General features: G+C 37.9%; 9 protein-coding genes. 2 read left to right on the forward strand and 7 right to left on the reverse strand.

Annotated features, from left to right (window positions below; translation table 11 throughout):
- Positions 1-19: 19 nt before the first annotated feature.
- The 6 genes from KO512_RS02680 to KO512_RS02705 all read right to left on the reverse strand — a co-directional run bounded on the left by KO512_RS02680 (position 20) and on the right by KO512_RS02705 (position 6,800).
- On the reverse strand, positions 20-1,342 hold the full coding sequence (locus KO512_RS02680; RefSeq protein WP_215950799.1) for an MATE family efflux transporter: 1,323 nt from the start codon (positions 1,340-1,342) through the stop codon (positions 20-22).
- Between the two features lie 119 nt (positions 1,343-1,461).
- Entirely contained in the window at positions 1,462-2,586 is a 1,125-nt protein-coding gene (locus KO512_RS02685) for a glycosyltransferase (RefSeq protein WP_215950800.1), read from the reverse strand.
- Complete coding sequence (locus KO512_RS02690) at positions 2,577-3,797, reverse strand: glycosyltransferase family 4 protein (RefSeq protein ID WP_215950801.1); 1,221 nt, start codon at positions 3,795-3,797, stop codon at positions 2,577-2,579. The genes KO512_RS02685 and KO512_RS02690 overlap by 10 nt, the downstream gene beginning before the upstream one ends.
- On the reverse strand, positions 3,778-4,635 hold the full coding sequence (locus KO512_RS02695) for a hypothetical protein (protein ID WP_215950802.1): 858 nt from the start codon (positions 4,633-4,635) through the stop codon (positions 3,778-3,780). The genes KO512_RS02690 and KO512_RS02695 overlap by 20 nt, the downstream gene beginning before the upstream one ends.
- 2 nt (positions 4,636-4,637) lie before the next feature.
- Positions 4,638-5,891 (reverse strand): hypothetical protein, encoded by a 1,254-nt coding sequence (locus KO512_RS02700; RefSeq protein WP_215950803.1) that lies wholly within the window; start codon positions 5,889-5,891, stop codon positions 4,638-4,640.
- 9 nt (positions 5,892-5,900) lie between these two features.
- Positions 5,901-6,800, reverse strand: coding sequence for a sulfotransferase domain-containing protein (locus KO512_RS02705; RefSeq protein ID WP_215950804.1), 900 nt, complete (start codon positions 6,798-6,800; stop codon positions 5,901-5,903).
- A gap of 759 nt (positions 6,801-7,559) precedes the next feature.
- Here KO512_RS02705 and KO512_RS02710 point away from each other — a divergent pair.
- Positions 7,560-8,066 carry a hypothetical protein gene (locus KO512_RS02710; protein WP_215950805.1) on the forward strand — a complete coding sequence of 169 codons (507 nt, stop codon included), beginning with the start codon at positions 7,560-7,562 and terminating at the stop codon, positions 8,064-8,066.
- Positions 8,067-8,390: 324 nt separating this feature from the next.
- Positions 8,391-9,488, forward strand: a complete 1,098-nt coding sequence (locus KO512_RS02715; RefSeq protein ID WP_252734767.1) for an O-antigen ligase family protein — start codon at positions 8,391-8,393, stop codon at positions 9,486-9,488.
- Positions 9,489-10,826: 1,338 nt separating this feature from the next.
- On the opposite strand, the gene KO512_RS02720 is transcribed toward KO512_RS02715, so the two are convergent.
- Complete coding sequence (locus KO512_RS02720; protein ID WP_215950807.1) at positions 10,827-12,182, reverse strand: MBL fold metallo-hydrolase RNA specificity domain-containing protein; 1,356 nt, start codon at positions 12,180-12,182, stop codon at positions 10,827-10,829.
- Between the last annotated feature and the right edge of the window lie 402 nt (positions 12,183-12,584).

Consider the following 12,584-nt stretch of genomic DNA (forward strand, 5'->3'; position numbering starts at 1 on the left):
TTTTTATAACACAGTCCCATTATCTCCAAATAGCCAATGTATTGAATCCAAGCCTACGCCTTACCCACCAGACGGCAATCAAGTTTTGAGATGCTATTGCAATTGCTGTCGCGATCGCTGCGCCAGTCGCACCATAAAGTGGTATTAACAAAAAGCAAAGACCTAACGCGACGGGTCCAGATATAAGAGTAGTGTTGCGTAACTCCTTCTCATGGCCAGACATCATTAAAAGAAAAGATACTGATCCTGTCATTACATTAACAAACTGACCAACCGCTAATATTTGTAACAAGTGAGCTCCACCAGAAAAACCATCACCGAACAATGACATAACATATTCTGGAAAAATAATCATTATGCCAACAATAGGTAAAGAAAAACCAATCATCATCTTTGTTGATGTAACTGATAACTTTTCTAAGGCCTGCATTTCAGAACGTTTATACATAGCAGCAAACCTAGGTGAAACTACAATATTCACCGCAGTTAAAATAAAGCTTACGAGAAGCGCTGTTCGTTGAGCGACTGCCAACTGAGCTATGTGTTCTGCATCAACATAGGCCCCCGCTATAAACTGCCCAGACCACTGGATAGTTTGCTGCATAATAACGACTATCCACAATGGCATACAGCTCTTGAAGATGTCAGCCCAACCAACTACCTGACCAGCCTGACCAGCGTCGCTACCATGACCAACTTTACTAAGTAATAGATATAAACCGACAATAACCGTAATGAATGTACTCATGCTGTAAATTAATGCTGTTACCTGACTACTCTCAATGGGGAATAACAGTAAACCTCCCATCAATAGTAAATTAACAAGTATCGTCAAAATAATAACTGAAGGTATGACTCTACGTACACCCTGTAAAGCCATAGAGATTATAGTCAAGAGAGCCAACCCAACAATGCCTGGTGCCATCATTTTAAGAACTGTCGATACCTCTTTTTTATCGAATACTTCGTTAGCTAGATAGTCAGAAAAATAATACAAGCACAAAGCAATGGGCGTACTGCATAGTAAAACAAGAAAAGCTGATTTATAAAAAATTGATTTAATAGCAAGCCAATCATTATCCGGGAATGCTGCACCGACAAAACGAACAATTGTATTTTCTAGCCCTAATCGGGCAAAGGCTGAAAGAAAAGAAACAACACTAAACGCAAGAAAGTATAGGCCCGCACCTTCTGCACCTAGTTGCCTGCCGATAACTAAACTTGCGAAGAAAGCTGCAACTGCAGCTAACACTCGACAAATAAAGCTAATCATTGTCTGAAAAATCAACTCACGTTGATGAGCGAATTTAAACTTTATAGTTTCAACAGTTTTAGTTATCATTTCTCACGACCATCACACCTACATATACAATAATTTTAAATAAACACTACGGATTTTTTATCAGTATCAATTTCAAAAAATTCAAAATACACTATAAAATAATATTGTGTACTTAAAGCCTACATTCCATCCATTTTCTGACTAATAAACTCTTTCATCTTTTCTCTAAACCGGCTAGAGCTAAAGCGCTCAGCGTTAGTTCTAATAACTTTTGGATCAAACTGCTTTAAGTTATTTTCAAATTTTTCAATTGCGTCACATAAAGATGAAACATTTTGTTCATAAAAGAACACGCCCGTAACACCATCGACAACCGTTTCTAAAGCGCCTCCTTTTCCATAGGCAATTACTGGTGTACCGCAAGCTTGTGCTTCAACAGGAACAATTCCAAAATCTTCTTCTGCTGCAAATACAAATGCTTTAGCCTTAGCCATTAAATCACGTAAAGTATCAAACTCTTGATAACCCAATAAATGAACATTACTAGAAGCCAGCTTTTTTATCCGCTCCATCTCTGGCCCATCACCAACGACAAACAACTCTTTATCTGGCATCAAGCTAAATGCTTCTACAATAAGGTCTATACGTTTATAAGGGACAAGCCTAGAGCATGTAAAGTAATATTCATCTTTACTTTCATGGACTTCAAAATCATCTACATTAACATTAGGATAAACTACTTTAGCCTCTCGTTTATAAACCTTATGTATACGACGCTTAATATAAGATGAATTCGCAATATAAAAATCCACATTAAAAGAGCTCGTCACATCCCAAATACGCATTCTATGCAGTAAACTTCGATAAACAAAAGAGACTAAACCTTTACTTTTACCTATTGACTTAAGATATTCTTCTTGTAAATCCCAGGCATATCTCATGGGTGAATGGCAATAACATATATGAAGTTGATCTGGCCCTGTAATCACTCCTTTCGCAACTGAGGAGCTACTTGAAATCACCAAGTCGTATTCAGATAAGTCTAATGATGCCAATGCAACCGGCATTAGAGTAAAATACTTCTTATAAGACTTTGAGTATGGAAGTTTTTGGATAAAAGTGGTCGAAATAGACTTACCTTTAACAATTTCTTTCCGCTGTTTATCACTAAGATAATCGACTGTAGAAAAGACATCCGCATCAGGAAAAATATTTAAAATTTCTGCTACAACCTTTTCGGCTCCACCACTATCCACAAACCAATCGTGGACTAATGCTATTTTTGTAGAATTATTTAACGGCATATTTTAATAACCTGTGTAATATGATTTTTTATATCTTCCGGCTTAAGCCAATATGATTGATAGCCATTTTCGCTATAAATTTCTACATTCGCATCTAGTTCAAAGTGCTCTAATGCTGATACCAAGGTCGAGCTATTATAAGGGTCGTATAGCCTGCCAGCCTTAAATTTTTCAACTGCTTCAACTCCACAATTAACCTCAGCACAAATAACGGGTACTCCCATAGCAATAGCTTCAGTAACGACTAAACCTTGTGCTTCATGCCATAAACTTGGGAAAATAAGATAACGAGCTTTACACATTACCTTTTCTACTTCAGTTTTATCTAGCCAACCACAATATTCAATCGAAAGATGACCCGAATCAACTCCTTCGTAATCACTTTCCAAACCGCCAATAATAAAAACTTTGCGATAATAATTAACATCTTTAAGCGTTTCAAAAAGTTTATCTATTCCCTTTTCAGGAGATGGTCTACCAACTATAACTACATAATCATTTAACTCAGCTTGAATTCTCGGTTTTTTATAAATATCGATTGGATTAGGAATTACTCTTCCTTTATAATCACTTGAATATTCTGAAATAACATTAGCACTAGCATCTGTAACTGCAATTTCTTTAAAGAAACCACGGACTGCTTTTAGAATGAAAAATCTCAACACACGCCATACTTTGAAATAATAACTTCGAGAATCACAATCACGCTTAATACAACTCAAAGATAATGGTTTTTCTCTACATGAGACTTTTTTATTATAGTCAAAATAGCCACCATTTGGGCAATGCAAAAAATAGTCATGATTCCAACAATACGTTATTTTTCCATATTTTCTCAAAACCCAAAAAATAGATGGTGATAAAGATTTACTCCAACCATGAACTAATATTCTGGTATTTAAAGAAACTCCTTTTCCTAAATTTCTTTTTAATTGTTTCAAAACATAAAAATCAAACAAACCATCAATGGCTCCTTTAATACGATTAGGTCTTAGTAAATATTCACCTTTTCCTATTACAACATGATCTATGTTTTCATTATTTTTAAGGCTAACCGAAAGCTTGCTACTCCCAGTAAGAATTAAGACTCTTTTGTCTTGGTTAGTTGCTAGTTCTTCAACTTGAGAGACAACAACTTTGGCTAGCCCACCATTGATATCACCGTGATCAGTAATAATAATATAACTATATTCAGTTGGCTTGACATTCATATAATCGACAAACCTCCATATACAGTGCCATACAATTTTCTGGAATATTTACATTATCATATGATGCTTTTAATGCATTTTTTCCTCTTTGATGATTATGTATACCAGAGAACAGACCTTTCGAGTTTGATTCATACATATTCTTTAAATTCTGATAAAGTTTTTCATATGATTCCAATTTCAAAAAACCAAATAATTCTGCAAGTTGAATACTACTTTTATCTGCTAGCTTTGAGGTGTCGATAACAGTAAAACTGTTAGTTTCTAGCTTCTCAATAGAGATATAAATCAAATACTGTATATATAAGGCATAAAACTCAGGCTGATTTAAAAATTCTGACGATTTATATCCTTCAAAATACTCAAAGCCTTCATAAGGAAAAACCTCTGGAAAAACCCATTTATACTTTCTAAAACTATTAATAATACCTACCGGTGGGCGAATTGTTATGAACATATGATCGAAAACTTCTGAAGAAGATTTTAACGAAAGAGCTAAAAATGGATCTTTTATTACTCTTTTATTTCCAGTAAAGTTTTTATAACTTCTTTTCGTCCTACCCCCTAAGGCACGCTTCGCAAACCTCCGATAAATATTCTCTCCCGGAAAGATGCCGTCTTTCATTATCACATCATTATTAGCTATTCGAATTAATAAACTTTTTAACTCCCCATTCACCGTTTGATCTATATCTCTATATTGAAAATAGCTACCTACCTGTTCAAGACCTGTATGATAATTGAATGGTTCATGCAAAACAGAATAATCCATAAATTTTTCAAACATATAACCCAGAGGTGTTGTTCCACTTCTAGGACAACCAGTAACTAAAATCATATTCACCTCCATTTAAATTTATATATACGTTTACCAGATGCTTTAGAATAATTACTCAATTTCATCCCAATATATATCCAATTCAACATATATGTAAAAAACATTGCCGACCAAGTAAACCAATAAATCAAAGATAAAACATAAAACCAAAAAAACAAATAATATTCAACTCGATCTTTCCTGTATAAATAATCTTTATCTAAAACCCCTCTATATATTACAAATAGATTAATCATTATTAATACAAAAACGCCAACAACTCCTCTTTTCAAAAGCTCTGAATAAAAACCAACATGCACGTTATGATTTTCATATATGACCTTTCGTGATAATGCAACATCATATCTAGCCGTAGCCCCAAAACCAAATACATAATTTAAAAAACCAGCTTCATCATCGAATTTTTGTTTTACACTATTATTTTCGTATTCTCTATCATTTAATGAAACCTTCTCTTCAAGATCTCCACCTCCAATAATAAATACTATTGAACTTATTCGACCTAATGTTTTTGATGACTCATCATCTACAGAAATCCCTTTAGAGAAATCGAATAAAGCACCAAAAACAATCACTAAAAATATAACTAAAGGGCACAATATAAACAAAAAAGCTTTCTTATAATAAAAATATAAATTAACCAATAAATAAACAAAAAACCATGCCATAAAAGTCCTGTTTATATCTTCCAAACCCATCACAAACATTATTAAAAACAAGCTTAAAAAAACAAAGTAACATAAACTTTTCTCATAGCATATAACACATAAAAGAATCAAAAGAGACATTAAAATTGAAGAGGAACCCGGATATGCGCCAAGGACAGAAAGTGCAACATTTATGGTAACTATAAATAACGCACCATACATTAGTATTTCTTTATCTAAAAATAAATTAGAAGATCGACCAATTCTATACGAAAAAAACATTACAAAAAAAATAAATACTTGCTTTATTAAAATTACATCTACACCTTCATTAAATATCGAAATTATTATCGAAACAAAAAACAGCCAAGCATAGAATATAATCAATAAATCATAATAATTTAAGTATATTTTTTTTATATTTTCAAACTTTAAAAAATACAAGATTGATAATAAAATCCCGAAACTTAACATAAGGCTTCGTTCTGAACTTATAAAATACCACCATTCACCTTTTAATATTTCAAAATATAACCTTGACAACTCCAACCCAATAAAAGGACAAAAAATAACTAACACAACAGATAAGCGAGAAAGAGTTCTATTCATGATTTACTTTTAACTTCCACTATTCACAAGTAATTTTGTTTTTTTATAGTCTTCCTCAAACTTATTCAATATCTCCACTGGAACTAAGCTAGCATCCAGTTTTATATCATTTTTTTTATAGACTAGTCCTTTTAGTAACTGCTTAGCCTTCTCTCCCAGAATACTCCTGACAAAAACTTTTATACCACTCACTTGCATAATATTATTTATTTTTTCGAAACGAGGAACCATTGCTTTGTTTTTTTCATCTACGATCACTTCATCACACTCTAAACCTAAAAACCAATGCAAATCTTTCATAATATATTCGTACTTATCGCTAAATAACTCTTCAAAATAAATCACTTTAATATTTTTTCGCGGAAACAAATCGAAATACCTTTTAACTTGCTCGTAATACAATGAACGACTTATATACAATGGGCTGTTTGAAAACTTTGCATCAGTAATATTTGAATACTCTTTTTCCAGCTCCTCATAATAACTGCCTACCGGAAAACCAATTCTACGATCCATTAACCAGTGTGAGTATGATCTTTTTAAAGGATCCCTAAGTATAATTATTATTTTAGCATTTTGATCATCATCATAAATATTTTTAGCAGCTACTGCTGAATATAAGTAGTTTGTGGATGCATCTAGCCTTATTTCATTTTTTTTATACAACTGCTCATATACATCTTTATTTCTAACTATAGCGGCATGACTATGAATATTTGAATAATCTTCTAAAGAACTCAGATTTTTTAAATTATTAAATACTGATTCATCAAATTGTTTATGTAAATCATTACAGTAAAAATTAGGTTCTTTAACTAGTGATATAGATACATCTGGATTGGATGACAATACACTTTCTACTGTCGTCGTACCTGCTTTTGCTGCACCCACTAAAAAAACATTATTCATAAAACCAACCATTTGATAAATATATTTTTGATAATTAAGATAGAAAAGTTTTAAAAGGATCCGCATATATTCCAAAAAACTAATTATAAATATAAGCCAAATAGAATCCTATTTATATCTCTTCCTATCTAAGGCTTCGGCCCCACTTCAAAAACTACTAATTTAGGTAAGTCCAGCTAGGTAGCATTTCCTATCTAATTTATAATGATTATGTTCAGCTACTTCAGAGCGAAACTCTATAATAGATATTATTCCTAGAAAGAAATCAATATTCTTTACCAATTTATCTATTAAAATACGATACACCTACTCTCATACTTACGATCTTCTAAGAGTGAGAATTTGTTGCCTTTGTTAACGTTTCCATCCTTAAAAAATAACGTGCTACACTAAATTACTATATCAGATAAAGACTCAACTCAAAATACAAGTGATTCGCGGTTTCTTAACCGCTGCCTTTCATGTACAAGCTAACTACTGGTGTCACAGAATGGTCCACTCCTTCGCCCCTACAAACATCATTAACTTACCCATAAACAGTGTTGATAAGCTTCAACCTTATACTCTATTGCTGTTACAACTTCGTTATACTACTAACCACATAACCATCATACAGACGAATTAAATAATACCCTTCTTTTATCTGTTTCAGCAAATATTGTTTACATACAGTAGATAGCATTGCTACAATAGACTTTATTTTATTTAGTTATGAATGCATATCTTTAAGTGATGTGCGTATAACAAGGAGATGTTACAATGCGCCAACTACTCATTGGTGTTGTAGCAGGGATGTTGTTGCCGTTGTACCCTGCGCAGGCAAACATACAAACAGATCTTGAAACTGGCTTACCTTTAACTGAGGTGATTCAGCATGCGATCGCCGAAGCAGTCTCTGTCGAAAATATTATGGCTCAGCTACTAATAGACTGTAAGCCTATCCCCGCAGATGATTCTGAAGAAGAAACCATTGGATGCGGATTTGGTACTGCTGAATCCATCGTCAGTGCTGCAGCCAGCTCCTTCTCTGAAGATCCTGATGCACTTAAATTGATTGGGCAGGCAGGTATAGATAAAGGCCTGACAGAAGATCAGTTGATTGCAATTGCCCTCAATAATGGGCTAGATCCTACTGCGTTACTACCAGCAACCGCTGCTGGACCAGCTGCAGGCCCAGAAACGGCGGGTGCAGGAACTCTATTACCCACTACCCTTGGTACCGCCACTGGCGGCGGCGGCGGCGGCAGTGCTAGTCCTAGCAGCTAACAATCCGCATTCTTAAAAAAGCGCATTACTGCGCTTTTTTTGTTCTCCTACATACTTATTTGTTAAATAATGAATTTTACCGACACTATTTCAGATAATAAATTTAAGTATGACAACTGGCTGTTTATCGCTTTTCTGTTGCTGTTAATATGGATCCCTCTACCTCTAGGTAGCAATAAGCCCTGGGCTATCTCAATACTGTGCTGCTGGGCTTTGTCATTAGGGGCCATCTGGCTTAGTCTATACAGTTTAAATAAAGTGTTTATCAATAATAGTATCAAGCAAAGCGTATATATTATTGGCCTACTCTTCACCGCTCCGTTAATGGCATTGATTCAAGGCATCTCACCTACTGATCTCTCTATTAGCTCAATAGATGCAGATAAAACGCTGCAAGAAGGACTTCTAGGCTTCTCTTTTATATTGATCTTTTGTCTCACACTCCTACTTGCTAACTCGACTAAACGCATCAAAATATTGGCTTATACACTCATTTTAAGTGGTCTTTTCCAAGCCGTTTATGGCAGCATGATGACACTCACGGGTACGGAATACAGCTTCTTTATTCCAAAAGAGTATTATAAGAACCTTGCTACAGGTACATTCATCAACCGCAACCATTTAGCAGGCTACCTAGTACTAACGTTAAGCGTTGGTATAGGTATTATGGTGTCTACATTAACAACTCAATCAACTCAAAGCTGGCGAGAACGGTTTCGGCTCATTATCACAACACTGCTCGGCCCTAAAGCTCGATTACGCATTATGTTAATTATCATGGTCGCCGGCCTAGTGATGACTCACTCCCGCATGGGTAACAGCTCATTTTTTATCAGCCTTGCTATTACCGGCATCATTGCACTCATACTGAGTAAGCACTCAACAAGATCCACGATGATCTTAATCAGCAGCCTTATCGTTATCGATATCTTTGTGATGGGGACCTTTTTTGGTGTTGAGAAGGTCGCTGACCGACTACAAAATACATCTGAAGAACATGAAACCCGTGATGAGGTTAACCGTTATACCCTTGATGCAATTCAAGATAACCTGTTAACCGGCAGCGGTGCTGGCACTTACTACACAAACTTCCCTAAATATCGCCAATACGATGTGGGAAAGCGGTTTTATGATCATGCCCATAACGATTATTTTGAGTTTGCCAGTGAATATGGTGTTGTCGTAACAGCCTGCCTTCTGCTGGCAGTGTTACTTGTATTACTCTCTACCTTAAAAGCCCTACGTAAACGTAAAAAACCGCTAATGCGCGGCATCGCTTTTAGTGCAACCATGGCGATTATTGCATTGGCCATTCATTCGACGGTTGATTTCAATCTACAGATCCCCTCAAACGCCGCCACCTTTATGGTGATACTCGCGCTAGGGCAGATATCCCTGCATCATAAAAGCAGAGAACGTTAATTTGGGGTGCTGGTGAGGAATGAACCGCACCGATGATGCCGGCGTTATTTCTCACATTCAATTAAAGTCATCTACTTATACAGTTTCCGATGTATTTACGGAAAGGCAATTGGTGGGCTTTACGGTGCGATTCGCAAGCTCATCAGCACCCTACGCCTGAGGTTATCAATGAAGCATGACCGCACCGAGCGTTATTTCTTACATTCAATTAAAGTCATCTGTTTATGCGGTTTCCGATGTATTTACGGAAAGGCGATTGCTGGGCTTTACGGTGCGATTCGCAAGCTCATCAGCACTCTACCCCAGAGGCATTTCTGTTATCCGTAAAACATCACAAAAGCCGAAAACGTTAATTTGGGGTGCTGGTGAGGGATGATCCGAACCGATGATGCCGGCGTTATTTCTTACATTCAATTAAAGTCATCTGTTTATGCGCTTTTCAATGGTTTACGGAAAGGCGATTGCTGGACTTTACCGTGCGATTCGCAAGCTCATCAGCACCCTCATCCTGATTGAAGACCTTCACTGCCAGAGGCAGCTCCTACAACAAACTCAACAAGCCGCACACTTGAGTGAGTCCCTTCTATAGGCGGTGAATTCTGATGGAGAACTGGTGCGGTTCGTTCCTCACCTCACCCTACCGGAAATCGGCTGTAATGTGTGGTATCTGCGGTGCGGTTCGCAAGCTCACCAGCACCCTACGCCTGAGGCATTATTGTTATTCGTGAAGCATCACAAAAGCCGAAAACGTTAATTGTAGGGTGCTGGAGAGGAACGAACCGCACTGATGATGCCAGCGTTATTTCTTACATTCAATTAAAGTCATCTGTTTATGCGCTTTCTGATGTATTTACGGAAAGGCAATTGGTGGGCTTTACGGTGCGATTCGCAAGCTCATCAGCACCCTCATCCTGATTTAAGACCGTCGCTGCCAGAGGCCGCTCCTACAACAAACACAATAAGCCGCACACTTAAGGGGGACCTTCTATAGGCGGTGAATCCTGATGGAGAACTGGTGCGGTTCGTTCCTCACCCTACCGGAAATCGGCTGTAATGCGTGGTATCTGCGGTGCGATTCGCAAGCTAATCAGCACCCTACGCCTGAGGCATTATTGTTATTCGTGAAGCATCACAAAAGCCGAAAACGTTCATTGTAAGGTGCTGGTGAGGAACGAACCGCACCGATGGTGCCGGCGTTATTTCTTACATTCAATTAAAGTCATCTGCTTCAATGTATTTACGGAAAGGCGATTGGTGGGCTTTACGGTGCGATTCGCAAGCTCATCGGCACTCTACGCCTGAGGTTATAAATGAAGCATGACCGCACCGTTGCCGCTCTTACGGAATAATAATCTTCGCCGCTGGGCAGCCCCCACTTAACTTCTCTTTCAACGCCTGCTTTGCTTCTGGATCACCATGCACAATACGTATCTCTTTGGGCTTATGCCGCATCCGTTTAACAAAATTGATTAAATTTTTCTGATCGGCATGGGCGGAATAACCACTCAGGGTATGCACTCCCGCTTTAATATCAATTTTTTCATCATCCAGATAAACATACCCTCCCCTTGGGCCATAACGTTGAATATCACTTCCTGGCGTTCCTTTTGCTTGGTAACCGACAAACAATACATCTGTGCGGGTATCACCCAATAACGCTTTGAGGTAATTCACGATACGACCACCAGCACACATACCGCTGGCGGCAATAACAATGGCAGGCTTACCGCTATTTTTCAGATAATTTACCAGCTTAGTATGATCAGCATGTGAATCAATGGTGATGAGTTGCTCAAAAGCCAATGGGGATCTACCCTTCCCTTTTCGTGCTTTGGCTTCGGCATCCCAGAGATCATTCAACTCACGGTAATGCTCCGTAAATTTTGCGGCCAGTGGTGAGTCAACTATTACATCGATATTCTCCCAAGCGGTGCCTTTCTGCTTGTGGATAATATCTTCTAGTTCGTATAGAAGCTCTTGAGTTCTGCCGATACTAAATGCGGGAATCAACACGGTACCGGTGTCTTTTAGACAATGCCGGATTATCGCCTCCAGTTGTTGGCGACGATCACGGCGGTTTTCATGCACTTTATCCCCATAGGTGCTTTCAATAATTAACCGATCAGCTCGCCATGGGGATTTCGGTGCTGGTAAGAGAGGAGCATAGGGCGCGCCAAGGTCACCAGAAAACACAATTATCTCGTTATTGTATTCAAATTCGATATAAGCGGACCCAAGAATATGACCCGCCGGTTTATAACGACAGCGAAGCCCTTTCACCGCATCGATCACGTACCAGTGCTTATACTCCAGCGGTTGCAATTGCTTTTCCAACAGCTGCAGAAACTTACCAATTAGCGCCTCATTGCGAGTAACGCCAATTTTTAGTGCATCTTCCAGCACCAACGGTAGCAACTTGGTGGTAGCTTTTGATGCATAAATAGGCCCACTAAATCCTGCCGCAATCAGGGAAGGAATCCGGCCAACATGATCGATATGACAATGGGTGATAAACAGTGCTTTGACACTATCGATCGGAAAATCCAATTGTAGATTGTCTGATTCTGAGCCACCATTTTCAGCCCCTTGAAACATACCGCAATCAATCAGCACACTTGATCTCTTATCTAAAACCAACTCATGGCATGAACCAGTAACCCCGGTGATTGCACCGTGGTGTTTTATCTCAACCATCCAAACCTCCATGTTTAAGTTGATGCTTGATCAGTTACCCGTGATTCAATGGGAAGGTTTTATGAAGACCAAACATCGTAGTGATTTCTGAACATTATAGGCACAATGGTGCGGTTCGTTCATCACCGGTACCCTACAATATGTGGGAGCTGCCTCTGGCTGCGATAAATGTTGGGCCTTATTGGTACGGTTCGTTCCTCACCGGTACCCTACAATATGTGGGAGCTGCCTCTGGCTGCGATAGATGTTGGGTCGTACTGGTACGGTTCGTTCCTCACCGGTACCCTACGAAAAATCGGCTGAAATGTGTGAGAGCTTCCTCCGGCGTCGATGACTGCTGGAATACATTGGTGCTGTTCGTTCCTCACAGTCACCCTGCGGGTTATCATTAATATTAAATAT

Source organism: Amphritea atlantica, from assembly GCF_018860855.1.
Classification (GTDB): Bacteria; Pseudomonadota; Gammaproteobacteria; order Pseudomonadales; family Balneatricaceae; genus Amphritea; species Amphritea atlantica_A.